At 40.3% G+C, this 25,370-nt stretch carries 24 protein-coding genes; 16 read left to right on the top strand and 8 right to left on the bottom strand.

Annotated features, from left to right (window positions below; all coding sequences use genetic code 11):
• Positions 1-29 precede the first annotated feature (29 nt).
• The 4 genes from PCY09_RS07910 (at position 30) to PCY09_RS07895 (ending at position 3,271) form a co-directional block, all read left to right on the top strand.
• A complete protein-coding gene (locus tag PCY09_RS07910) occupies positions 30-686 on the top strand; it encodes a TetR/AcrR family transcriptional regulator (protein ID WP_080927983.1) in 657 nt (218 codons plus the stop codon).
• Positions 687-826: 140 nt separating this feature from the next.
• Entirely contained in the window at positions 827-1,540 is a 714-nt protein-coding gene (locus PCY09_RS07905; protein WP_048777243.1) for an ABC transporter ATP-binding protein, read from the top strand.
• Entirely contained in the window at positions 1,467-3,077 is a 1,611-nt protein-coding gene (locus tag PCY09_RS07900; protein ID WP_125397209.1) for an ABC transporter permease, read from the top strand. Before PCY09_RS07905 ends, PCY09_RS07900 begins: the two co-directional genes overlap by 74 nt.
• The gene (locus PCY09_RS07895) at positions 3,077-3,271 is read left to right on the top strand and encodes a DUF1648 domain-containing protein (RefSeq protein ID WP_048777241.1); all 195 of its coding nucleotides are present in this window, start codon (positions 3,077-3,079) and stop codon (positions 3,269-3,271) included. Before PCY09_RS07900 ends, PCY09_RS07895 begins: the two co-directional genes overlap by 1 nt.
• 318 nt (positions 3,272-3,589) lie before the next feature.
• Here PCY09_RS07895 and PCY09_RS07890 read toward each other — a convergent pair whose 3' ends face one another.
• From PCY09_RS07890 to PCY09_RS07880, 3 genes are read right to left on the bottom strand one after another with little or no spacing between them, the layout of a single operon-like run.
• The gene (locus PCY09_RS07890) at positions 3,590-4,057 is read right to left on the bottom strand and encodes a hypothetical protein (RefSeq protein ID WP_125397208.1); all 468 of its coding nucleotides are present in this window, start codon (positions 4,055-4,057) and stop codon (positions 3,590-3,592) included.
• A gap of 2 nt (positions 4,058-4,059) precedes the next feature.
• Positions 4,060-4,875 carry a hypothetical protein gene (locus tag PCY09_RS07885; protein WP_008809858.1) on the bottom strand — a complete coding sequence of 272 codons (816 nt, stop codon included), beginning with the start codon at positions 4,873-4,875 and terminating at the stop codon, positions 4,060-4,062.
• A complete protein-coding gene (locus PCY09_RS07880; RefSeq protein WP_008809857.1) occupies positions 4,847-5,845 on the bottom strand; it encodes a hypothetical protein in 999 nt (332 codons plus the stop codon). The genes PCY09_RS07885 and PCY09_RS07880 overlap by 29 nt, the downstream gene beginning before the upstream one ends.
• A 119-nt stretch (positions 5,846-5,964) precedes the next feature.
• On the opposite strand from PCY09_RS07880, the gene PCY09_RS07875 reads away from it, so the two are divergent.
• The 3 genes from PCY09_RS07875 (at position 5,965) to PCY09_RS07865 (ending at position 9,363) form a co-directional block, all read left to right on the top strand.
• Positions 5,965-7,635, top strand: coding sequence for a hypothetical protein (locus tag PCY09_RS07875; protein ID WP_227250317.1), 1,671 nt, complete (start codon positions 5,965-5,967; stop codon positions 7,633-7,635).
• Positions 7,636-8,655 carry a hypothetical protein gene (locus PCY09_RS07870; RefSeq protein ID WP_125397206.1) on the top strand — a complete coding sequence of 340 codons (1,020 nt, stop codon included), beginning with the start codon at positions 7,636-7,638 and terminating at the stop codon, positions 8,653-8,655. It begins immediately after the preceding gene.
• A 198-nt stretch (positions 8,656-8,853) separates the two neighbouring features.
• Complete coding sequence (locus tag PCY09_RS07865; protein ID WP_008809854.1) at positions 8,854-9,363, top strand: GNAT family N-acetyltransferase; 510 nt, start codon at positions 8,854-8,856, stop codon at positions 9,361-9,363.
• A 37-nt stretch (positions 9,364-9,400) separates the two neighbouring features.
• On the opposite strand, the gene PCY09_RS07860 is transcribed toward PCY09_RS07865, so the two are convergent.
• Together PCY09_RS07860 and PCY09_RS07855 are read right to left on the bottom strand one after the other, a co-directional pair.
• On the bottom strand, positions 9,401-10,075 hold the full coding sequence (locus tag PCY09_RS07860; RefSeq protein ID WP_020992710.1) for a DUF1129 domain-containing protein: 675 nt from the start codon (positions 10,073-10,075) through the stop codon (positions 9,401-9,403).
• Positions 10,076-10,093: 18 nt separating this feature from the next.
• Entirely contained in the window at positions 10,094-11,038 is a 945-nt protein-coding gene (locus PCY09_RS07855; protein WP_045773444.1) for a magnesium transporter CorA family protein, read from the bottom strand.
• 128 nt (positions 11,039-11,166) lie between these two features.
• Between PCY09_RS07855 and uvrA the strand changes: the two genes are divergently transcribed.
• Positions 11,167-13,992: an excinuclease ABC subunit UvrA gene (gene uvrA, locus PCY09_RS07850; RefSeq protein ID WP_125397205.1), complete on the top strand. Its 2,826-nt coding sequence runs from the start codon at positions 11,167-11,169 to the stop codon at positions 13,990-13,992.
• A gap of 37 nt (positions 13,993-14,029) precedes the next feature.
• Here the strand turns inward: uvrA and PCY09_RS07845 are convergent, their stop codons facing one another.
• A complete protein-coding gene (locus tag PCY09_RS07845) occupies positions 14,030-14,785 on the bottom strand; it encodes a hypothetical protein (RefSeq protein WP_008809850.1) in 756 nt (251 codons plus the stop codon).
• A 145-nt stretch (positions 14,786-14,930) separates the two neighbouring features.
• Here PCY09_RS07845 and PCY09_RS07840 point away from each other — a divergent pair, with 145 nt between their 5' ends.
• From PCY09_RS07840 to PCY09_RS07810, 7 genes are all read left to right on the top strand, one after another.
• Positions 14,931-15,992: a Xaa-Pro peptidase family protein gene (locus PCY09_RS07840; protein ID WP_061601771.1), complete on the top strand. Its 1,062-nt coding sequence runs from the start codon at positions 14,931-14,933 to the stop codon at positions 15,990-15,992.
• A gap of 51 nt (positions 15,993-16,043) precedes the next feature.
• Positions 16,044-16,976, top strand: coding sequence for a Tim44-like domain-containing protein (locus PCY09_RS07835; protein WP_125397204.1), 933 nt, complete (start codon positions 16,044-16,046; stop codon positions 16,974-16,976).
• Between the two features lie 8 nt (positions 16,977-16,984).
• Entirely contained in the window at positions 16,985-18,088 is a 1,104-nt protein-coding gene (locus tag PCY09_RS07830; RefSeq protein WP_125397203.1) for an SPFH domain-containing protein, read from the top strand.
• Positions 18,089-18,227: 139 nt separating this feature from the next.
• Positions 18,228-18,788, top strand: coding sequence for an elongation factor P (gene efp, locus PCY09_RS07825; protein ID WP_009754238.1), 561 nt, complete (start codon positions 18,228-18,230; stop codon positions 18,786-18,788).
• Between the two features lie 19 nt (positions 18,789-18,807).
• On the top strand, positions 18,808-19,197 hold the full coding sequence (locus tag PCY09_RS07820; protein WP_008809845.1) for an Asp23/Gls24 family envelope stress response protein: 390 nt from the start codon (positions 18,808-18,810) through the stop codon (positions 19,195-19,197).
• Positions 19,190-19,615 (top strand): transcription antitermination factor NusB, encoded by a 426-nt coding sequence (nusB, locus tag PCY09_RS07815; RefSeq protein ID WP_045504424.1) that lies wholly within the window; start codon positions 19,190-19,192, stop codon positions 19,613-19,615. The genes PCY09_RS07820 and nusB overlap by 8 nt, the downstream gene beginning before the upstream one ends.
• Positions 19,616-19,832: 217 nt before the next feature.
• Entirely contained in the window at positions 19,833-20,690 is an 858-nt protein-coding gene (locus PCY09_RS07810; RefSeq protein ID WP_125376282.1) for a 5'-nucleotidase, lipoprotein e(P4) family, read from the top strand.
• Positions 20,691-20,765: 75 nt separating this feature from the next.
• Here the strand turns inward: PCY09_RS07810 and PCY09_RS07805 are convergent, their stop codons facing one another.
• Positions 20,766-21,731, bottom strand: a complete 966-nt coding sequence (locus PCY09_RS07805) for a LacI family DNA-binding transcriptional regulator (RefSeq protein WP_061601767.1) — start codon at positions 21,729-21,731, stop codon at positions 20,766-20,768.
• Positions 21,712-23,166, bottom strand: a complete 1,455-nt coding sequence (locus PCY09_RS07800; RefSeq protein WP_125397202.1) for a sucrose-6-phosphate hydrolase — start codon at positions 23,164-23,166, stop codon at positions 21,712-21,714. The genes PCY09_RS07805 and PCY09_RS07800 overlap by 20 nt, the downstream gene beginning before the upstream one ends.
• 198 nt (positions 23,167-23,364) lie before the next feature.
• Between PCY09_RS07800 and PCY09_RS07795 the strand changes: the two genes are divergently transcribed.
• Complete coding sequence (locus PCY09_RS07795) at positions 23,365-25,356, top strand: sucrose-specific PTS transporter subunit IIBC (RefSeq protein WP_053794344.1); 1,992 nt, start codon at positions 23,365-23,367, stop codon at positions 25,354-25,356.
• Positions 25,357-25,370: the final 14 nt, after the last annotated feature.

The raw sequence follows: 25,370 nt of genomic DNA, 5'->3' as shown, positions 1-25,370 counted from the left end.
TGCTGTTTTTTTGTTTCATCATTGACAAAATGTCAGTTAGGTGCTATACTGACCACAAGGAGGCAGAAATCATGCGTGATGTCAAGGAAGTAGAGGTACGGAGAGCAGAGATTATGTCTGCAGCCTTACAGCTCTTTGCCCAAAAAGGCTATCTAAAGACTAGAACTCAAGATATTATTGATAAGCTTGGAATCTCACGAGGCCTGCTTTACTATCATTTTAAGGATAAGGAAGACATTCTCTATTGTCTGATTGAAAAGAACTCTGAGCCCTTGCTGAGAAAGCTAGAAAAGATTAGCTATCAGCCAAATGTTGGGGCCAAGGAAAAAATCAGAGCCTTTATTGAGGCGACCCTTATCCCAGAGGAAAGCAGAACACAGGAAAATCAAGTTTTGCAGGAAACCGTCAATTTGGAGACCAATCGCTATGTTTTAGATCGCTTTTATCATAGACTCTGTGAGCGGATGATTGTTTTCTTCACTCATATCTTGGAGGAAGGACAGAAATCTGGAGATTTTCATTTGAAATATCCGCATGAGACGGCTTCTTTTCTCATGACTGCCTACGTCTTTGTGTCCAATGATATCAAGATGAGTCAGGAAGAACCAGAGACTTTGCAGGATTATCTCACCAGCTTCCAGGCAATCCTAGAAAGAAGCTTAGGAATAGAAGAATCTATTTTTTAGAATAATCGGCAGTTTTCTGCCTTTTATTTAGAAACACAACTGACAAAATGTCAGTTCGAACCTTCAATCTCTTAATCTAAATTATAAAAAATTTTACGCCAAAACTGACAAAATGTCAGTTTAAATAAAAGGAGAAATTCATGTTAAAAATAGAACATTTAACAAAAGTATATAGCAATGGTAAAAAGGCTGTGGATGATCTTAGTCTGATGGTGGAGCCTGGAGATATTTATGGCTTCATCGGCGCTAATGGAGCAGGTAAGACATCCACCATTAAGTCCATTGTGGGGATTCATGATTTTGATAAAGGAGAGATTTATATCTGCGGGCACTCTATCAGGAAGGAGCCCTTGCTTTGTAAGAAAAAGATGGCGTTTCTGCCGGATAACCCAGACCTTTATAAAAATCTGACAGCAAGGCAGTTTTTGGATTTTGTAGCAGACATTTATAGGGTTTCTATGGAAAAGAGGCAAGCAGCTATAGAAAAGTATTCTAAAATGTTTGAGCTGGATACGTCTTTGGATCAATTGATATCAGCTTATTCACATGGAATGAAGCAACGATTGGCACTAATAGCGGCCCTCTTGCATGAGCCAGAATTGTTGATTTTAGATGAACCTTTTGTCGGTTTAGATCCGAAAGGCGCATATTATTTTAAGCAAATCATGAGAGAGCTAGCCAGTCAAGGGCATGCGATTTTCTTTTCCACTCACGTTTTAGAGGTTGCGGAAGAACTCTGCAATAAGATTGCAATTCTGCAAAAGGGACGTTTGGTGGCTAATGGAAGGACCTCTGAAGTTAAGGGGACATCTAGTTTGGAACAAGTATTTATGGAGTTACAGGAAGATGACTAATATTCTTTTGCTTTTAAAAGTACAATTATACAGCACATTTTCGCTTAATGATTTAAGGAAAGGACGAGGATTGGGCAGGTATTTTAAGCTTGGTCTGCTCTTCTTGCTTGTTTTGCTATTTTCAGGCTATAATCTTTTGACGGCTTTGAGTTTGGTCAAGTTGGGGCAGGCAAATTTGATTCCAGCCTATATGATTGCCTTGGTTAGTTTTATTATTTTCTTTTTCAGTCTGATGCAGTCAAATGGCATCTTGTTTGACCAAGAGGAACTTGATAGGCTCATCGTATTACCGCTCAGTATTAGGGAAATCGTCTATGAGAAATATGCTTTTCTTTATCTTTTGAACAGTGTGTTTGCCATTCTTCTCATGCTGCCAGCAGGCCTCGTTTGGTTTAGGTATGGTGCGTCCTTGTTGGAGTTGCTTTTTTATCTGCTTTTAATGGGATTTGTTCCTCTTTTACCTCTCTGTTTAGCATCTTTACTTGGCTTGTGCGTGGCCTACATAGCCTCAAAGGCCCCTCATAAAAATCTAGTTGCCTTCCTTTTTTCTCTCCTCTTGCTTTTGGGGATGGCAACAGGCAGTATGTGGGCTATGAGAGCTGGACTGTCAGGGGAAAATGTTGGTCTCGTGCTTACCAAGCAGCTGACCTCTCTCTATCCTCCGGCAAGCTTGTTTTTTAACCTTCAGCATTTTTTGTGGGCTAGCCTTCTGTTGATGTTTGCATCTTTTGTGCTGACAGGACTCTTTCTAAGGTATTTAAGTAGAAATTATTTAAAAATGAATCAGATGATAACAGGGGTGAAGTCAGAAAGCAAAGTCTATAGAAGCTGGCAGAAGTCTCCCTTTATGGCTCTTTATAGGAGAGAAGTTGCGAATTTTGTGAGTTCCTATCTTTATATGCTCAATAGTGGACTAGGAACCATTTTAATCATCGTTTTAGCCATCTTGCTTTGTTTTATGAGTTCTGATGTCCTCTTTTCTTCGATAGGACTCAGCGATAGCCGAGAATTTTTACCCCTATTACTGGCTGGCTGTCTCAGTATTTCCAATCCTGCAGCTGTCAGTATTTCCTTAGAGGGTGAAGAGATTTGGCTGCTTCAGACGCTCCCGGTTTCTATGAGGCAGATAATGATGGCAAAGCTGGCCTTGACGGTGTCTTTACATTTCGTGGCCTTGCTGCTGGGCTTGCCTGTTCTGGCCTGGCGTTTCTCGCTAGGAGTCTTGCAAGTAGTGGACTTGGTCCTTATTTCACTGGCTTATTCTCTATTTACAGCTCTTCAGGGACTTGTGGTCAATTTTCATTTTCCTAAGTTCATCTGGGACAATGAAATGATTGTTATTAAGCAAAGTTTTTCAACTATCTTGTCTGGAGGAATTGGCATCTTGGTTCTTGTGTTCCCTCTTTGCTTATCCTTACTATTTGGTATGGACTTGGAGATTTCGTTGCGAATCTCAGCTCTTGGACTTTTGCTTTTGGCAGTCGTCCTTTATAGGCATTTAATAAAGCAAGGATATTTTAAGGAGGTCCATGGCTAATGAAAAAGAAAGATTTATTCGTTTTGTTTCTCTTGGCAGTAATCTTATTTCTGATTATCTGCCTGATGCCAGAGCGGGTTCCCATTCATTTTAACAGTGCAGGAAAGGCGGACATTGTTGTCAACCGCTTTTGGTTGATTCTCAGTTTGCCCATTCCCTACTCTCTTTATTGGAAATATTTCCGAAGCAAATAAAAAAGAGGTCAGTGAACAATTTCTAAGAGAAGCAAGGTGTGAATAGTGTGGAAGATTTCAAGCAAGAAAATTGTTTGGACCTGCCTTTTTTATTAGCGTAAATTCGTTTATATCAAAATATTGGCCAACAGAGATATAAAGCAGGAGATTTTTTCTGATTCAGTATTGAATAGAGTAGAAAAAGTGCAGTAGTAAGTAAAGTTGCTATATTTCTTGGACAAGCAGACTAGGTGTGGCCATCAAAAAAGAACCCCTTATGAACTGAATATAGCTTTCTATACGGTTCATAAGTGGTTCTTTTAAATTTATTCTTTGCAATTAAGGTGATGGTATCTTTTTTACCCATGCTCTTAGAAAGCTTAGATCATTAAAGATAAAAATTAGAAAAATTATTTGGCAGAAGTAATATCCCCAATCAAGCTTATAAATGTCTCTTTGGATGGTGATGGAGAACATTGTGTAAACCATTAAGACAAAACTAGCTATAAAAAATAGAAAAGATTGTAAACTTGCTAGAAAAGGATAGTCTTTGTTTTTTAAAATGAATTTCAATAAAACGGCTAGGGCAGGAAGAACAGATAGAAAAATAAAGGAATTCTTAAAATAGGAATTGTTCAGATCTGCAAATTCTTTTCCACCAAAAATAGGATTATTATTTTGGAATAGATAAATTTGTGATGTTTTATCGTGTAAAAAAGGCATACTAGCAATAACTAAGTAAAGTGCAACTAATAATCCGATTTGCCAAGGGAAACTTACTTTAACCTTTTCTTTATTCTCTGACATCCCTATCTCCTTTCTCTAATTTTTCCTTGCTCAACGACGACAAAATCACCTTCTGCTTCATCAATCGTCCCTAGGACGTAGGCTCCATCTGGCAGGCTTAATTGTTCTAACAACTGTTGGATTTGGTCTCTTAGGTGGATATCTTCTCTGTCGACTCCTTTGGGCAAGATAATTTGGACATAGACAGCTCCTTGTGACAAGGCATGATTTAATGAAAAATCGTACAATTCCTCAAGGATAGAATGTTTATTTTTAGTAGCATCTTCAATGCGATCGCTATACCAAGTTTCACCTCTAACAAAATTAGCTTGATCAGATAGGGTGCTTCTTAACTTAGCTGATGCTCCACTTAGATCTGGAGTTTGATTTAATTTTCTTGTTAAAGACTCTTCTAACTTGGTCCGTTCGGGATTGATTTCCAGCATTTTTTCAATCATTGGTAAATAAACTCTGATAGATTCATCATAAGTCGTCCCTAACTCAGATATAGGGTTGTATCTATCAGATAAATCTATTTTGTCATAATAAGGCATGACTAATTGTTTAAAGCGTACGGATTTTTTCAAGGGCAGAGAAATATTCTTGCCGTTAATTTTTTCAGTATAAGTAAAATTAACATCAATGCCCGTTCTTTTTTCAGCCCAGGAAAAGCCTGTAATCTTAATCTCTCCAGGGAAATTCCGATTAGCATAAAAACCCTTGAGATTGGCCTCTAGATTCTTATAGAAAAACAGGAACAAGAGTGCTAGAAAGCACACGAGGACAAGCATACTTTTCCACTTGTCAGAATTAATCTTCAATATCTTTTTCAATAGCATCCTCCTTAATTACTTGCTTGAACTCTTGATCTGTTTCTACATACTCTTCCCGGCCAGTTTTTGTATATCTGCTCCTAATGGTCCAGTGAAAATAGGAGGCATCAGGATATAAAATCTTTGTCAGAGTTTCACTATCATCTAAGGTCATATTTTCTTTTAAAACTAATAAATAACCATACTTCTTAAGTGTTGCAAGTGTTACGTTATCCTCAGTTTTAACATTACTGCTACTATGATTCTTGTCGGAAGAATTGCCAGTTGAAATTGAGTCTTTATCGTCTTTTTTGTACTCAAACCAAGGTCCGTAACTATGTATATTACTCTCGTCATCACTATATGCCTCAGTAATAAATGATGGATCTGAGAGTGCACGATAGATTCCTCCATAGCCGAATTGGATCGTCTCTTTGGGGCGTTTTTTTGTTGCCTTTTTATTAGTCAGATTGATATAAATTTCGTTATTGTAGTCTATCTGGATTTTTACATAGTCATTTTTTCCATCAGAATACATCTGATTATCTAATTCGCCATTTATAGATACATATCCCATATCTTGAACAATCTTTAAGGCATCAATCGTTTGACCTTCTCCTTTTTCTTGTCCTAGTTGGTAATAACGAATTCGGAAGTATTCTTCCTTATCCTTCTTTTTCAGTGTGCCATCATATTGCTTGGAATCTTGAACTGCTAGATATTTCCGACCTACGGCAAAAATAGATGAGCCCCGTTCATTATCGTCTTCCTTAAAAGAGAGGGCTATCATAGGAAATTCAGGCTCATTCTCTCCAATTGTTACATAATTCGTTAAACGCAAATTCTTCCCTTTATAAACATAATTTCGTTCTTTAACTACATAAGTAGCTTCTTTTACAAAAAAGAAAGAACAAGCACCACCAACAATAAAAACGACCAGCGCTGCTAAAGCATAAATTTGCCACATTTGCCAAGAGAAATTCTCTAGCTTCTTCATCCTACACTCCTTTAAGATAGATTATGCACTATTATATCATTTTTGGGTAAGATTTCTGCTAAAAGTGGCAGAAAAGTATGATAGAATGGTATTATTATATTTTTATTAGGGAAGCGAATATGGATCAAACACGTTTCAAAAAAATCATTAAAATATCTAGTTTCTTTTTTCTCGCTCTAGTAACCTATCTGATCTATTATCCGACGATTAGTCCTGAACCTGCAAAAAGGGAAGTGGTTAGCAAGAATCATAGTCGGACCGAGTCAGAAGATCGATATCGAATAGGTGTTAGTCAGGTAAATGACTTTCAGAAAATCGGAAATATTGCCCTGGCTATCGATAAATTTGGGAAGGTCCAGGAGAAAGATGGCTATTTAGTTGCTCAGAATTACAAACTCCCCGAGGATCCGTATCCTGACGAGGGGAAGGCTTTTTATGATAAAAAAAACACGGAATATTTTTATCAGATTGATATTTACAAAGAGGACGAAGGGATTCAGTCATTAAAGAAGGTCGATGTACGAGCCCTCCTTCTTAAAGAAAAGAAAAAATATAACATTAAGAGTACTGCGAAATTAGACGTGCTTGACTCGTCTCCAGATGCTCCATATATAGAAATAGAGCTGGAAGAGATTGATGGCGACTCTAAAAAAGCATCTCTGATTATTGACTTAAAGACGGCAAAGAGTCGGATTGCTCACTACATAGGAGCTGCACAAGAAGAAGTCTTAACTGCTAGCGATAATAGTGAATTTAAAATTGCTCAAAGTAATCCTGTTTTTGCTGACCGTTTAAAGAGCCTAAGCTTTATTCTTGATGCTAAAAAAGATACAAATCCCTATGATAACCAAGAAAAGCAAAATCAAGAAAAAATTATCATGATGAGACCATATCAGGGTGGAGACCTAATCAATCTCTACCAAGAATATCCTCATGCCCTCGAAATGGCTAAGAAAGGTAGTTTCGCTATCTATCCATTGTTTAAATACACCCAGGATTCCACTCAACAAGCCTCTGATTTTGCTAGCCTCTTTAATTATCCAGGAGAAGCTCCTTTTTGGTCTGCTCAAAAGAAACAAGAGTATGAAGCAGAACAAATCGTAAAACAGAAGAAAAGTCCTGAAACCCCACTTCCTTATGACTTGTTTATAAAGAAGGTGCAGGAGGAAGGGAAAATCAATTGGGCAGAAGGGATTGTCCCGATTGGACTTGATATCGATAGTGAAGAAGTAGTTACTGTTGACTTCAAAAAAGGTCCGGTTTACACGCAGCATTTCGATCTATATGACCACATAAGTGCCTTAGGAAGTTTGACTGATCTTAGCTCTACCAATACGATGCTAAATCAAGTTAGTTTCGATAAAACCAGACGCTATGGAATAAAAACTGTAAAAGACGTCAGCACTCTTATTGATGAATCTAAGCGGTCTAACCCAGCCGGCCCGCAATATATTAATTGGCTTCAATATAACCCTAGTAGCCCTTTGTCTGAAACGTATATGAATACCGTTAAGGAGATTGTGGAGCAAGGACCTCTGTATAGAATTTTCTCCATATTTAGTCTTGAGGTAGGACAGATGACGGTTAGTCAAGCCGAAACTAATGACAATCTTGTGGCAGGATCAATTTCTGTAATGGTTCAAAACGGCAACCAGGCTTTAGTTCCTCTGCAGTTTAAGATAAATAATTTTCATGATTTAACCCCTGATAAAATGATAAAATCGGGACGAATTATCTATGTCCTTATAGATGGTCAGCTTCGTCGAGTAAAAGTTCCGGAGGAAAGATAAGTGAGTCAGATCCTTATAAAGATAAAAAAACTATTTCAAAATAAAATCTTTTTGAATATTGGTGGCTATACTTTAGCATTTGCAATTGGTTTATTTTTGGCTTCTTATGTTGCTGAAAAACAAAAAAACACTATACACTCTCAGCAAAGTCAGACTGAGCAGCAAGAGGTTGGTAAAAATAGGCCAGATAAGGATGCGACTTTTAAGATAGAAAAGCTTGGTGATAATCTCTATATGGTCGAGAATCCTAATTTGGCCATCTTGTCTGACAAGTATATCTTGCAACAAGAGATGAATTACCCCAACAAAACTTTTTACTACGATAGTTACCAGCAATTTAGTAGAGATAAGAACAAGAATAACCACCTAAAAATTAGACTTCTAAACCAAGCTGAAGGGACTTACAAAGATTATGACCTACTCCAGTTGGCTCAAAAGCTACATCCTCAAGCTATTCCAGGAAAAGTGAGTCACCAACTGTACCAAGATCCTCAAGACAGTCAACTCTATTTTGCTTTTGAGGTATATCTACCAGGTGGATCAAATGCAAGCTACTATTCTAGTTCAAGTAGTGGCTCCTTTACCCAGACTCTTTATACGAATATTGAAAATGGTCAGACTTTTTCTCTGGATCGCTATTTCGAACCTCTAACAGCCCATTCGAAGCAACCAATCTATTCAGCTACTGACCTGGATGATAAATTGAATCGTTATGGACTAGTCTTGGCCAATAAAACACAGAATATTACTCTCATCAAGGGAGGAGAGGATTTAAATATCAAGAGTTTGAAATTAAGTAAAGAATTACCTGGTATAGAAAAGAAATTTAGTGCCGGATGGAGCTTATTGATAACTGGCGATGATTCTTATGAAAAAAGTCTAAAGCTTCTAGCTGCTGAAGGGGAAATCGATCTTTATACTAATATCAAACTAGATGGTTCGTACTCATCCGATAAGAAAGATCATCTCTTAAAATCTTATCAAGATTTTCTAAACCTCTACCAAAAAGGTAAAAACTAACTTGCTTCTTTTCTGGCAAAGTTGATCGGACATGGTTGAGAGAAGCTTATACACTTGATAACACTTAAAGAATGTATTCATAGCGATCAAGGACGGCTTTCGTAAAAGGAGACCAAGTAAATCCCTGCTTTTGCAGGGGTTTTTTATTATTCTTTAAAGTGTTAAAATGAGATGAGAATCTGTTATAAGGAGTATGATATGGGTGAAGAGCGAATCGTCAGAAAGATGCTTTTTGAGGATATTGAAGGATTATCAAATGCTTTTGTTGAGCAGGGATGGCCTGAGCGAAAAGATATTCTGCACAAATATTTTCTTGAGCAAGAGGAGGGAGAACGCCAAGTTTTGGTGGCTCTTGTTGGCAGATTTTTGGCAGGTTATATAACAGTCATTCCATCAGCAAATCACGGACCTTTTGCAGGCCTTTATCCGGAGTTAACTGATTTTAATGTTTTTGAAAGCTTTCAAAGGCAGGGGATTGGCACGGCTCTAATCGAAAAAGCAGAGCAAGAAGCCCTGAAATATTCAGATGTGGTTACCTTGGGAGTGGGATTACATAAGGGATATGGGCCGGCACAGCGCTTATATATTAAAAGAGGATATATTCCAGATGGTTCTGGACTTTGGTTTAACAATGAAGCCCTTGCCCCATATGCTCCTTGTGAAAATAGTGATGACCTAGTACTTTATTTTTCGAAAAAAAGAAAATAAAAAAATTCCTAAGCTGGTTTGCTTAGGAATCAAAAAATTAGTAGCGTCTCGGGTTAGCTGTGGCGCTTTTAATGTTGAATTTTTTCTTGAGGTACCAGCGTCCTACTAGGGCAAGACCACCAATCATTATGACAAGGAGGTTTGGCAATTGCGGATTAAGGAAGCTTGGTAGGAAAGCACTAAGAGTGAAGGCTACCAACCAAAGTAGGACAGCACCACTCATAACAATGGCAGATTTCCAAAAAGGTGGTTTAGTACCGTATTCTTGGTCCGGTTCATAGTAGCGATAAATGAAATGGTAGAGTGAATAGAAAACCAAACCTCCTGTTAGACTGCCCAGAACTAGGGTAGTAAATCCGTAAGGATTCGGTGTTTTTGCAAAATAGTTAACTGCTCCTTGGAAAATAGATAAAAGCCCGAAAATCAAAAGAGCAGAATCCAAAATCATGAGGCGCGGATCGTCATTTTGTGCAGGATTTTCAGCTGCTTTTTTCTCTGCAGCGGTTAATTGCTGAACCCAGGCAGTTGGGGATCCGTAGAGACCACGGGCAGTGATTCCTTTGGATTGGTTTTCAAGGATGGTAGGAATAATTTCCTCTAGGAGGACTTTGATTTCCTCATCGGTTTTCCCAGCTTCAATCAACTGGTGAGTCGCAATGCGAATAAATTCTTGGTTCTTCTTGCTAAGTTTGTCTATAGATACTTGTGACATAGGCTTTCCTTCTATCAATTAAAATAGTTTTTTGTGCATGAGGTAAACGGTGAGAGAACCGCTGATGGCAAAGGCGATAAACATGATAATCCAAAAGGCATGCGGTTCGCCATTGAGAGGGATGTCGTTGTTTTTAAAGTTCATACCATAGGCAGAGAAAATCATAGTTGGAATGGACATAACGACCGTTACCAAGGCCAGAGTTTTCATAATGTTGTTCTGGTTATTGGAAATAATGGACGCAAAGGTATCTGTCATCCCACGCAGGATATTTCCGTAAATATCTGCCATCTCGATGGCCTGCTGGGTCTCAATCAAGGTGTCTTCTAGCAAGTCTTCATCCTCTAGGTATTTTTTGATATTACTAGTGGCGCTGGTCAGTTTTTTAATCACGCGCTCATTGGTTTTGAGAGAGGCCTTGAAGTAGACAATGGTTTTTTCCAACTCCATGAGTTCAATCAACTCTTCGTTTCGCGTAGACTGGTGTAGCTGGCTTTCAATCTGCTCGCTCTTACGGTCAATAGAACGTAGGGCTGTCAGATATAGCTCGGCATTACGATAGAGAATCTGAAAGATAAAGCGTGACTTCATAAAGGTGTAAAAGTTGCGCAGGCGACGATGGATGAAGATATCCAACAAGGGGAGTTTTTCCAAACAGGTGGTGATAATAGCATCCTCTGTCAGAATGATACCAAGCGGAATAGTGATATAGTAGGTCTTGTTGTTTCTTTCTTCAGTGATGGGGACGTCCACGATAATCAAAGTATAGTCATCTTCGATGGTTACCCGGGACATTTCTTCCGCATCGAGTGGCGCCCGTAAGTCGGTGATATCAATGCCGAAAGCATTGGCAATTTCAACTGATTCGCTCTGGGAAGGATTGACAAGATTGATCCAAGTACCCGATTCGAGGGAGTCGATCTCTTTGAATTCGGTCGTAGTAGATAAAAAGACTTGTTTCATGCTCTTTTCCCTTTCCAGATTGTTTTTTAAACACCGTACTATTATACTATAAATTCACGATTTTTGGGGCAAAAGAATAGAGAAAATTTTGATATAATAGAGAATGTTTAAAGTGAAGTGAGGTTAAGATGCAAGATAAAATTGTGATCCATGGAGCGCGAGCTCATAATCTAAAAAATATTGATGTAGAAATTCCTAGAGACAAGCTGGTTGTGGTGACAGGATTATCCGGTTCAGGTAAGTCTAGTCTGGCTTTCGACACTCTCTATGCTGAGGGGCAACGTCGCTATGTTGAGAGTTTGTCAGCCTATGCTCGGCAGTTCTTAGGTAATATGGAAAAGCCGGATGTGGACTCAATTGATGGTCTTAGCCCGGCTATTTCCATCGATCAAAAGACGACTAGTAAAAATCCCCGTTCAACTGTAGGGACTGTCACTGAGATCAATGACTACTTGCGCTTGCTCTATGCCCGTGTTGGAACGCCATACTGTGTCAACGGCCATGGAGCTATTACGGCTTCCTCTGTTGAGCAGATTGTTGACAAGGTCTTGGAATTGCCAGAGCGTCAGCGCTTGCAGATTTTGGCGCCAGTTATCCGCAAGAAAAAGGGCCAGCATAAGACTGTTTTTGATAAGATTCAGAAAGACGGTTATGTCCGTGTGCGCGTGGATGGCGATATTTACGATGTGACGGAAGTGCCAGAGCTTTCTAAGAGCAAGCAACATGACATTGAGGTTGTGGTAGACAGAATTGTCATCAAAGAGGGAGTGAGAAGTCGTCTTTTTGATTCGGTCGAAGCTGCTTTACGGATTGCAGAGGGCTATGTAGTTATCGATACCATGGATGGGAAAGAACTACTCTTCTCTGAACATTATGCTTGTCCGATGTGTGGCTTTACAGTGCCAGAACTTGAGCCACGTCTTTTCTCTTTCAATGCGCCCTTTGGCTCTTGTCCGGACTGTGATGGCTTGGGAGTAAAACTAGAAGTAGACCTAGATCTTGTGGTGCCAGATTCTAGTATGACTTTACGAGAAGGTGCACTGGCACCCTGGAATCCGATCTCTTCCAACTATTATCCGCAGATGCTAGAACAGGCGATGACCTCCTTTGGCATTGACATGGACAAGCCTTTTGAAGAGCTGAGTGAAGAAGAAAAGCAATTGGTTTTCTTTGGATCAGATGGACGAGAATTCCATTTCCACTATGAAAATGAATTCGGAGGCGTGCGAGACATTGACATACCTTTTGAGGGAGTAGTTACCAATATCAATCGTCGTTACCATGAGACCAATAGTGACTATACTAGAACTCAGATGCGAACCTATATGAATGAGTTGTCCTGTGTAGCTTGTCATGGCTATCGTCTTAGTCCTCAGGCCTTGTCGGTCAAGGTTGGAGGCGAAGCTGGTTTGCATATCGGTCAGATTTCAGATCTGTCTATTGCAGATCATTTAAATCAATTGGATAAGCTTAGCTTGACAGACAACGAGGCGACTATTGCTCGGCCTATTATTAAGGAAATTCATGACCGGCTAACCTTCCTCAATAACGTTGGTCTTAATTACCTGACTCTATCTCGTTCTGCTGGTACATTATCAGGAGGCGAAAGCCAGCGGATTCGCTTGGCGACCCAGATTGGTTCTAACCTAAGTGGCGTCCTCTATATCCTGGATGAGCCCTCTATTGGCTTGCACCAACGTGACAATGACCGCCTGATTGCCAGCCTCAAGAAGATGCGTGACCTAGGAAATACCCTCATCGTGGTTGAGCATGATGAGGACACCATGCGGGAGGCAGACTGGCTGATTGATGTCGGGCCGGGAGCAGGAGTCTTTGGTGGTGAAATCGTAGCGGCTGGCACTCCTGCGCAAGTGGCTAAGAATAAGAAGTCTATCACTGGACAATACCTATCAGGCAAGCGTGAAATTCCAGTACCACTGGAACGTCGTGTAGGAAATGGGCGGTTTATCGAAATTACAGGCGCAGCTGAAAATAATTTGCAAAACATTACAGCTCGTTTCCCACTTGGGAAGTTTATCGCTGTGACGGGAGTTTCGGGATCCGGCAAATCAACCTTGGTCAACTCTATTCTAAAAAAGACCTTGGCTCAAAGACTCAATCGTAATTCGGAAAAGCCTGGAAAATTTAAAACGATCTCTGGAGTAGATTATATAGATCGTTTAATCGATATTGATCAAAGTCCAATTGGTCGGACACCGCGCTCTAACCCTGCCACCTACACTGGAGTTTTTGATGATATTCGGGATCTTTTTGCTCAAACCAATGAAGCCAAGATTCGTGGCTATAAGAAGGGCCGTTTTAGTTTTAACGTTAAGGGTGGCCGTTGTGAGGCCTGCTCGGGTGACGGTATCATCAAAATCGAAATGCATTTCTTACCGGATGTTTATGTTCCTTGTGAAGTTTGTCATGGAAGACGCTACAACAGTGAGACCTTAGAAGTACACTACAAGGAAAAGAATATCTCACAAATCTTAGATATGACAGTCAATGATGCAGTTGATTTCTTCAAACATATTCCAAAGATCAATCGGAAGTTACAAACAATTAAAGATGTGGGCTTGGGGTATGTTACTTTAGGACAGCCAGCGACTACTTTATCGGGTGGTGAAGCCCAGCGGATGAAGTTGGCTAGTGAGCTCCACAAGAGATCGACCGGCAAGTCTCTCTACATCTTGGATGAACCGACGACCGGACTTCATACAGAAGACATTTCTCGTCTGCTAAAAGTTCTGGATCGTTTCGTTGATGATGGAAATACCGTCTTAGTTATTGAGCACAATCTAGATGTGATTAAGACAGCTGACCATATTATTGATTTAGGCCCAGAAGGTGGTGTCGGTGGTGGAACCATCATCGCAACAGGAACTCCAGAAGAAGTAGCGGCCAATGAAGCCAGCTACACAGGACACTATTTGAAAGGAAAGTTAAAATAAGATTTTAAAAACTCTGCTTTTTTAGGCAGAGTCTTTTTTATAATAAATTACGAATTTTTTCTTTTATAAATGGGTTAAGAGAATAGTGTTTATCAAGATATTCTAGGAGTGCCTGAGCAGATTCAGAGATTCGTTCGTAACCTTGCAAAAAGTAGGGTAATTGTTTGGCCTCATTTGGATAACCTTTTTCAAATCGTCTGTTGCTGTTAAAAATATCTATAAAATCAGATTTAGAAATTTTTTCCAAATTGATTAATTCAGTCCAAAGCTTGACGGATCTGTTTTGGATGAAATCATAAGCAGCCAATTTTTCGCCTCGTTGATAGCGACCTAGTCCTATATATAGATTGCATAAAATTTCTCCCAACAGCCATTCACGGTCTCTATTTTCTTTTGATGGCAATCTTTGTGGCTGGCAGATTGTTCCATCAAAACCGACTTCCTTCCAGATAATCTTGCCTTCAGCGAAGGGAATGTTTGCTAGTTCATGAGCTTCAAAGACAGCAAATTCACAAAAAACATCATCTTCAAATAGAACTTTATGTCCGTCCACTGTATTTTGGTAGTGAAATGCAATTGGTTCTAGCTTACTTAACCAGGTTAGGTCCTGGATATAGGCCTGCTTGTAGCCATCTTTTACAATAACAAAGAAATCCAAATCGGAGTACTGATCCAATCGTTCTCTTTCTGCTCCGCAAGAACCAAGTGCCAGCATAGCTAGTGCTTGTCTAGAATCTTTTAGAGACTGAGCAATATCATCTAGTCTTTGTAATAGTAATTCTGTTTTATTCATATCGTTACCTCATTCTTTCTTGTTTACAGACATTATATATTTAGCGCTTTCAAATGTCAATTTTATCTAATCCTAACTATATAGATTGTATTATTTTCGGTTTTTTTTGCTATAATAAATTGAATCATTTTACGGAGGTTTTCTCATGTTATCAAGAGTTGAAAAATTTGAAGCAGCATTGGCTCAGACAGAATGTGATGCTGTCTTAGTAACCAATTTAAAAAATATATACTATCTGACCGGCTTTAGTGGAACAGAGGCGACAGTTTTCATCAGTAAGACACGCCGTATCTTTCTGACGGATGCCCGTTATACACTGATTGCCAAGGGAGTTGTCCAAGGTTTTGACATTGTTGAAACGCGTGATGCACTTGGTGAGATTGCTAAAATTATAGCGGACGACAAGCTGGAAAAAATTGGCTTTGATGACGAGATTTCCTACGCTTACTTCAAGATGCTAGAAAGTCTTTTCTCAGGGTATGAACTGGTGCCAATGACCGGTTTTATTGAGAATCTCCGCATGATTAAAGATGAGCAAGAAATCGCGACCATCCGCAAGGCCTGCCAAATTTCAGATCAAGCCTTCCTAGATGTACTGGACTTTATCAAGCCAGGTGAGACGACAGAGCTAGCGGTTATGAACTTTTTAGATGCCCGGATGCGTCAGCTAGGTGCTTCAGGTGCCTCTTTTGACTTTATCATCGCTTCAGGCTACCGCTCTGCTATGCCTCACGGTGTGGCTAGTGAAAAGGTCATTCAAAATGGCGAAACCCTGACCATGGACTTTGGCTGCTACTACAATCACTATGTCAGCGATATGACACGGACAATTCATGTGGGGCAGGTGACAGACGAAGAGCGGGAGATTTATGATATTGTCCTGCGCAGCAATCAAGCTCTGATAGAAGCTACTAAGGCTGGGCTTAGCCGAATTGATTTTGACCGAATTCCGCGGCAGATTATTAACGATGCTGGCTACGGTCCTTACTTTAGCCACGGGATTGGCCACGGTATCGGTCTGGATATCCATGAGATTCCTTACTTTGGCAAGTCAGAAGAGCCGATTGAGGCGGGCATGGTCCTGACCGATGAGCCGGGTATTTATCTGGACGGAAAATACGGCGTCCGCATCGAAGATGATCTCCTCATTACAGAAACAGGCTGCGAAGTCCTAACCCTTGCGCCAAAAGAATTGATTGTAATTTAGATTAAGGAATCTTTTCTTCCCCCATTCATTTTAAAGTATAAAAAGAGGCTTATGAAAAAAGGTATTTTAGTATTTGCGACCATCTTTCTTGTTCTGCTCTTCTTTTTAACCCCTGCAGTTGATGCTGGTGTGGGGAATTCTGAAAGTGGTGGTAGCAGCTTGATTGATTCGGGTGGCGGAAGCAGTTGGTCTGGAGGTGACAGTTGGTCTGGTGGCTCGAGCAGTTATAGCTCAGGCTCTGGTTCAGGTTCTTCGGGAAGTTTTGCCGTTGTTGTCATCGGTGGTGTTATTGGTTTACTATATAACTTAGTAAAAGGTACAGATGACACTAGTTCTTCAAGTAATGAATTAAAAAGAACGACTGAGGAAAGAGCCGGCAAGCCGATTCAGAATAATCTCGAAGCGATTAGACAACTGAAACAACAGGATCCAAACTTTGATGAAGAGCGTTTCTTGTCACAGGTGAAGGTGATCTACCTTCGACTTCAATCTGCCTGGACCGAGAAAGATTGGGCTTCGGTTCGTGGCTTAGAAAGCCCGAGTCTCTATGACCAGCACAGCACTCAGCTACAGGAGCATATTCGAGCAAAAACGACCAATGTCTTGGAACGTGTACGAGTGGAAAATTCTAAGATTAAAGACTTCTATCCAAATCCGCAAGGACATGATAGACTGGAAGTGATCCTGTCATCGACTATGAGGGATTATATCAGGGACGATGAAACAGGGCGAATTATCGAAGGTGATCCAACCAAGGACTTATTTACAGTCTATCGCCTAAACTTCATTCGTCTGCATGATGTTAAAACTGAAGAAGTCACGAAGACTGATATTCTTAGTGACCACTGTCCAAACTGTGGGGCTCCTCTGACGATTGACTCTGTTTCCAAGTGTGAATACTGTCAGGCTTCCTTGGTACGAACAGCTCAGGATTGGCTCTTGGACACCTATGATGTTGTCGATGAAATTGAATTTTATAAATAGGAGATAGTATGGGATTTATTAAAGCAGCCCTTTCTGGGAGCATCAGTAGCTTTCGTGATAGCAAGTTTAAAGAAGCGGTTGTTCTGCCTGAGTCAGTTCCGTCAGAAGCCTTGGCAGTTAAAGGTGTTCTGTTGACAAAAGACCCAGACGATCAATCTCGACACGGCAATCAAAATACCGGTCTTTTAACGGATGGCTCTCTGGTAATTGTTCCTCAAGGCTATGTGGCTTTATTGGTCAACAATGGAACTTTTCTGGGAGAACTTTTGGAAGCTGGTAGCCACGAATGGCAAGCTGGCGACAATGCTTGGTTACTAGAAAAAGGTGGGATCAAAGGAACTTGGGAAAACTTTAAGAATCGCTTCTCATTTGGTGGACAAGTTGTGACCCAACAAGAAATTATTTATTTCAAGATCCAGCCTTTCACAGGCAATAAATTTGGAACTCAAAACCCTGTTGAATACTTTAGTGAACGCTATCAACAACTGCTTAGCATCAGATTTTACGGGCTGTATGATGTAAAAATTTCTGATCCAGTTCTCTTTTATATTAGTTCTGTAAGTCGTCAGATTACAGTGGATCAACCATTTACCTTACAAGATGTAGCAAAAGGGACCCTGCGCCAAAATCTGCCACCAAAGATTGCGGTTGCCATCGCAAAGTATACTGCTGACAATCAAGTGGACATCTATAGCCTCAATGCTAATCAAGAAGTCTTTAATGAACTTGCAAAACAAGAGGTCAATCAAACTTGGACGAGCTTATATGGTTTGGAAGTAACCAATGTCCTCCTTGAAGACCTAAGCTATGATGAAGATAGCATGGCGACTGTTCGCAAGCTTGATAGTGAGTTAGCGGCTATGAAATACAACACGATTGAAATTGAGGAGCGCAGGGCGCGTAATGAGGCTCTGATTGCTGCAGCCAAAAACGAAGGCGGAAACGGCATGAATCTTTTGATGGGGATGAACCTTGGCCAAGCCTTAGGTGGAGAACTCCAACAACAAGTTTCGTCTTCTCAAGGCAAGGAAAAAACATTTTATATTGAGGTGGATGGGAAATATGTCCATGTCAAGAAAGATGAAGAGGGAAATATCGTTCCAGTAGACTGAAGTAAGTGTACGGTATGGTATGGTGAACAAGTCTGAAAATTTAGTAGCTGCAACTAATTGGAGTTGATTGTTATTTGAGAATTATTAGGCTTTATGGTACAATAAAGAGTAAATTATTTATTAAAGAGGTAAAAATCACATGATTGAAGCAAGTAAATTGAAAGCTGGTATGACTTTTGAAACAGCTGATGGCAAATTAATCCGCGTTTTGGAAGCAAGCCACCATAAACCAGGTAAAGGAAATACGATCATGCGTATGAAGTTGCGTGATGTCCGTACTGGTTCAACTTTTGATACAAGCTACCGCCCAGAAGAAAAATTTGAGCAAGCTATTATTGAAACTGTTCCAGCTCAATACTTGTACCAAATGGATGACACTGCTTACTTCATGAATACTGAAACCTATGACCAATATGAAATCCCAGTAGTCAATGTTGAAGATGAATTGAAATACATCCTTGAAAACTCTGACGTAAAAATCCAGTTCTATGGAAGCGAAGTGATTGGTGTGACAGTGCCAACAACTGTTGAATTAGTTGTAACTGAAACTCAACCATCAATCAAGGGTGCTACTGTAACTGGTTCTGGTAAACCAGCTACTCTTGAAACTGGTCTTGTCGTTAACGTTCCAGACTTTATTGAAGTTGGACAAAAATTGATCATCAACACTGCAGAAGGAACTTACGTTTCTCGCGCATAATATAGAAGAGGTAATCACTATGGCAACTGAACAATTAGGTGAAATTGTTATTGCGCCACGCGTTTTGGAAAAAATCATTGCGATTGCAACTGCAAAAGTAGACGGAGTTCACTCTTTTGCAAACAAGAGTATGTCAGATAGCTTAGCTAAGCGTTCTTTGAGTCGTGGGGTCTATCTTCATACTGCGGATAATGGCGATGTAACAGTGGATATTTATCTGTACTTGGAGTATGGTGTAGGGGTTCCTACCGTTGCTATGGCTATTCAAAAGGCTGTGAAAAGTGCTGTCCATGATATGGCAGATGTAAGTTTGTCAGCTGTTAATGTCCATGTTGCAGGTATTGTTCCAGAAAAATCTCCAAAACCAGATATGGCTGATTTATTTGACGAGGATTTCCTCAATGAGTAAGGTAATGGTAGACTCAAGACGTGATTTACGTGAGCGCGCATTTCAGGCATTGATGAGTCTGGAGTATGATGGGGATATAGTTGAAGCTTGTCGCTTTGCTTATCTACATGATAAGGAAGAAGAGGAACAAGTTGAACTTCCGATCTTCTTGCTCAATCTAGTTAATGGCGTAATGCAATCCAAAAGTGAGCTCGATGATAAGATTACTCAGTATTTGAAGGCTGGTTGGACCTTGGATCGTTTGACTCTGGTAGAGAAAAATATTCTGCGTTTAGGTTTGTATGAGCTACTAGAATACGACGAGACACCACAGCTTGTTGCAGTTAACGAGGCTATTGAGCTGGCGAAAAAATTCTCAGATGAAAAATCAAGTAAGTTTATCAATGGGATTTTGAGTCAATTTGTTACAGAAGAATAAAAAGCCGAGATTCTTATCTCGGCTTTTTTGCGGTAAGGAATCTAAAAAGAATGCAGATGGAGCTAGTGGTGAAGTAATACAAAAGATCAAAACCCTTACGTGAAGCTAGTCCTTCAAAAAATAGCAAATTATTAGATGCTAAGCTAGGAGTCTTTCTTGACAATCATTATGAAAACGTTATAATTTTATTAGATTAATATTAGGAGGATGTTTTTTTATGAAAGCAACGAAAGCTACCGTAACCATTTTTTCTGCATTGGCATCAGTTATTATTCTGACGAGCTGTGCTTCGAAATCAACAGAAAATAAGACAACAGAGAGCAGTACATCGGATAATAAGATTTCGATGACCTATGAACAGCTTCGTTCGAGAGAAAATACCATGTCTACTCTTTGGTATCAAAAGGCGGCTGAAACCAAGGCTTTGTATTTACAAGGCTATAATGTTGCAACGAATCGTCTGAAAGAATTATTAAAAACACCGACAGAAAAACCTTATTCCATCGTCTTAGACTTGGATGAGACTGTACTGGATAACAGCCCTTACCAAGTGAAAAATGTAAAAGATGGCACAGCATTTACACCTGAAAATTGGGATGTTTGGGTCCAAAAGGCGGAGGCTAAAGCCGTTCCAGGAGCAAAGGAATTCCTCCAATTTGCTAATGAAAATGGTGTACAAATTTACTATGTTTCTGACCGTGCGGCTAGTCAGGTAGATGCAACCATTAAGAACCTAGAAAAAGAAGGCATTCCTGTTCAGGGACGTGACCATTTGATGTTCTTGGAAGAAGGCGTCAAGTCAAAAGAAGGACGTCGCCAAAAAGTTCAAGAGACAACAAATCTAGTTATGCTATTTGGGGATAATTTAGTTGACTTTGCAGACTTCTCCAAAAAATCTTCTGAAGAGCGTGACAAAAAATTGGACGAACTTCAAAAAGAATTTGGCGAAAAATTCATCATCTTCCCTAACCCAATGTATGGATCATGGGAATCCACAGTTTACAAGGGCGAAAAATTAGACGCTAAGGGTCAAGTTGAAGAACGTGAAAAAGCCTTAGAAAGCTTTGATAAATAGTCTGAGAGTTTTTTGAAAGATTAGACATAAAAAAGACAACCTCCTTTTTTGAGGTTGTCTTTTTTGGGATAAAAATCAAATACTTTTGCCAGGTAATAGACTAACTGGTAGGAAATAACCAGTCGTTTGAACTTCTTGACCAGCAATCTTTTTGAGGAGTAGGTCCACAGATAGATGAGCAATATCTTTCAGAGGTTGCTTGATAGTTGCCAGCTGTGGGTAGTAGTTCTCCACAAAGTAGGTGCCATCGTAGCCAATGATTTTTAAATCTTCGGGAATCTTGATGTCCAGCTCTTGAGCGACCTTCATAATTAAAATGGCTGTCAAATCATCTGAAGCAAAGATAGCATCTGGCTTCTCATGGGTCAAAATGTGCTTGATTTCCATTTCCTTTCGGACGGGAGAATAATCACTAGATACATTGATGATTGGGGCGTCTGGAAGAACAGAGGCGAAGCCAGCATGGCGCAGACCAGTCGGGGAATTAGAGTTGTCATTGCCAGTAATCATGATGATGTTTTGGGCTCCAGCCTTGACCAAGGTCTGAGCAGCCAGCACTCCGCCACCATAGTTGTCTGAAGAGACAACTGGGATATCCGGAGAAAGATTGCGGTCAAAGGCAATGATTGGAGCAGTCACGCGATTGTAGTCCTCAATGCCTAGATTGTGGCTACCGGAAATAATGCCGTCCACCTGATTGGCTTCCAGCATCTCAAGGTATTCACGCTCCTTATCAGAGTCATGCTCACTATTGCAGATGATAGTTTTATAGCCCTGTTTAAAGAGCTCATGCTCCAATTTACCAATTAATTCTGCATAAAAGACATTGCTGATATTAGGGAAAATGAGTCCAATTAGCTTGGCCGACTTTCCTTGGAGGCTGCGCGCCAGATTGTTGGGCTTGTAGGCCAATTCTCGCATGGCTGCCTCAACCTTAGAAATCGTTTTGTCGGATAAATAGCCTTTTCTGTTGATGACGCGGGAAACAGTTGTTGGGCTGACTCCTGCAAGTTTTGCTACATCAGTTAGCTTTGCGACCATAATCTAATTCATAGTAAGTACCGGTTGGATTGCCCTTGGTAATAGCAATGCCTGTCTGGTCTTCTCTCGGGAAGACACGGCCGGAAAATACTTTCTCTCCTTCATTGATGAAAATTTCAAAAATTGATTTATCTATAAATATACTAGCATTTGTTGCTTTTTTGTCAATGTTACAGCTTCGGCTGGTTTCAAAGTCTAGAGCAAATGGCTCACCCACCTGACTACGATCAACCGTTACTAGACCTGCTTTGAGGTCAAAATTGATGCGTAACCCCTTGCCATCCTTGTCTGCAAAGAGAACGATTTCGTGTTCATTGTCCGCAGCGAGATTCAGTTCTAGTTCGTAGCTGTTCTTGCTTTCTGACAGAGCAGTGAAAGGCTGAGATTCTGCTCGTAAATCCTTGATAGCAGGCACTGGGTATTGGTAGAGCTTGCCGTCTTTCAGACTTAATTCCTTGACGAGAGAGAATACACCTTGATGGTCGAATCGGTCAGAAGGGTACTCCACATCAGGCAAGCCCAGCCAGCTGACAGCAAGTGCACGACCGTCAGGTGCATTGAAGGCTTGGGTGGCGTAGCAGTCGAAGCCGTAGTCCAGATTTTGGATAGGGCTAGGATTAATCAAAGCAGCGTTATTTATGTCAAACGATTGACCTATTTTATACATGTTTGGATAAATGTTGCCATAGTCCAGTACGTCTTTAGACAAGCCTTGAGGGCAATAGAGTAGTACTGGCTGGTCATTGATGAAGACAAGGTTTGGACACTCCATCATATAGGCCGTTTTGTCATTGGCGAAGTCTAAATCGCCGACGACTTCCCAGTTGGTATAGTCGTTATCAACAGCCTTGTAAAGCTTGACATAGCCTTGCTTGTCTAGATTTTGTCCTCCGACAATGGCATAGAACTGCCCTTTGTAGTTAAAAATCTGTGGATCGCGGAAGTGGTCAGTGGCTTCAGCAGGTTGCTCAATCAAGACCTTATTAATTTTTTCCAGCTTGCCTGATTTGTCTAACAAGGCGCCAATCTGATAGGGATGACGTACCCAATTCTCATCACGAACATTGCCGGTGTAGAAGAGAAAGAGCTTGTCGTCAAACTGCATGGCAGAGCCAGAGTAGGCACCGTGGCTGTCTAGTGCGGTGTCTGGCAGTACACGGAGCCCAGTTTCAGTAAAGTGAACTAGGTCATCGCTCTCCAGCTGAACCCAGCACTTGAGACCGTGAGCTGCTCCGAAAGGAAAGTTTTGGTAGAAAACGATCCACTTGCCATCAAAATAGGAAAAACCGTTGGGATCATTGAGTAGTCCAGTCTGAGGTTCCACATGGTAGCTGGCCCTCCAAGGGGATTTTGCAATATTTTCTTTAATCTGCTGTACTTCATCCTGAGTCCAGTCTTCGTAGCGTCTGTAGCGTTTTTCAGTTGTCCAAGCCAAACCATATTCCTCCGTCATGTGTTTTTTCTTACTACTATAGTAAACGTTTTCCGCCTAAAAATCAACTTTAAACATATAAAAAATAAAATTTCTGCAAAACGCTTGACATATTTTTAGATCATGGTAAAATAATATTCGTAAAGGTGATTAAATCGCTTTCAAAAAAGTTTAATAAATTTAATAAGGAGATTTTTGCAAATGGATTATTCAAAAGTTGCAAAACAGGTTATTGATGCTGTTGGAAAAGATAATCTTGTGGCAGCAGCACATTGTGCAACTAGATTGCGCCTTGTGTTGAAAGATGACAGTATTATTAATCAAAAAGCATTGGACGATAATGCTGATGTTAAAGGGACTTTTAAAACAGATGGTCAATATCAGGTTATCATTGGTCCTGGTGACGTAAACTTTGTTTATGCTGAGATTATAAAAGAAACTGGTCTTAAAGAAGTTTCAACTGATGATTTGAAGCAGATTGCTGCTAGTGGGAAGAAGTTTAATCCTATTATGGCTTTGATTAAACTCTTGTCCGATATTTTTGTACCAATTATTCCAGCCTTAGTTGCAGGCGGTCTTTTGATGGCTTTAGGTAATTTCCTTACCTCTAAAGGATTGTTTGGATCTCAATCGTTGGTTCAAATGTATCCAGCTATTAAGGGCCTTTCTGATATGATTCAGCTCATGTCTGCAGCCCCATTTTGGTTTTTACCAATTTTAGTTGGTATATCAGCTGCAAAACGCTTTGGTGCTAACCAGTTCCTAGGTGCATCTATTGGTATGATTATGGTTGCACCTGGTGCAGCAAATATCATTGGTTTGACAGCAAAAGATCTTATTGGTAAAGCGTCAACAATTGGTGCCTATACAGAATTTTGGGATATTTTTGGCATGCATGTTAAGCAAACAAGCTATATTTACCAAGTTATTCCAGTTCTAGCTGCTGTATGGATTCTATCTTACCTTGAAAAATTCTTCCATAAGAAGTTACCGTCCGCTGTAGATTTCACTTTCACTCCATTGCTATCTGTTATGATTACTGGGTTCCTGACATTTACAGTCGTAGGTCCAGTAATGCTGTTGGTATCTAATGGTATTACAGATGCAATTGTTTGGCTCTACAACACAACAAGCTTTATTGGTATGAGCATCTTTGGTGGAACGTATTCATTAATTGTAATGACTGGACTTCACCAATCTTTCCCAGCCATCGAAACGCAATTGCTTTCTGCTTGGCGAAATGGTAGTGGACATGGTGACTTTATCTTTGTTGTTGCATCTATGGCCAACGTTGCTCAAGGTGCAGCTACATTTGCAATTTTGTTCTTAACTAAGAATGCTAAAACCAAAGGTCTTGCATCATCTGCAGGTGTCTCTGCCCTCTTGGGTATTACAGAGCCGGCTCTCTTTGGTGTAAACTTGAAATATAAATTCCCATTCTTTTGTGCCCTTATCGGATCAGCAGTAGGAGCTCTCTTTGCAGGTCTTTTCCAAGTTGTTGCGGTGTCTCTTGGTTCAGCTGGTTTCCTTGGATTCCTTTCAATTGATGCTAAGTCAATTCCGTTCTATTTCTTATGTGAAGTTATTGCTTTTGCGATTGCCTTTGCTTTGACTTATTTCTACGGTAAGACAAAGGCAGCAGATGTTTTTGCTGCAGAAGCTACTGTTGAGGCAGCTGTTGAAACAGTAGAAAAAGAGGTTGCTGAAGAGCAAGTAGTTGAAAATGAAAATTCACTCCAAGATGAAACAATTCTTGCTCCAGTTGCTGGGGAAGTTGTCGCTCTTGCAGATGTTAATGATCCAGTATTTTCAAGCGGAGCTATGGGGCAAGGTTTAGCAATCAAGCCAAGCGAGGGAGTTGTCTATGCTCCGGCTGATGCAGAGGTTACGATTGCTTTTGCGACGGGACATGCATATGGTCTTAAAACTTCTAATGGTGCAGAAATCTTGATTCACGTTGGTATTGATACGGTATCAATGAATGGTGAAGGCTTCAATCACACTGTAGCTCAAGGTGATAAAGTCAAAGCCGGTGATGTTCTAGGAACATTTGATTCAGCTAAGATCGCTGCAGCAGGTCTTGAGGATACTACAATGGTTATCGTGACGAATACTGCGGACTATGCTTCTGTAACTCCAGTAGGTCAAGGGACAGTAAGCAAAGGTGATGCTGTTATTGAAGTAAAAGCCTAAAAATTTAAGTATAA

The sequence above is a fragment of the Streptococcus sp. SG2 genome (genome assembly GCF_030439925.1).
Lineage (GTDB): Bacteria > Bacillota > Bacilli > Lactobacillales > Streptococcaceae > Streptococcus > Streptococcus gordonii.
Note: the sequence above shows the minus strand (reverse complement) of the source record. Positions and strands in the feature narration are given on the sequence as shown.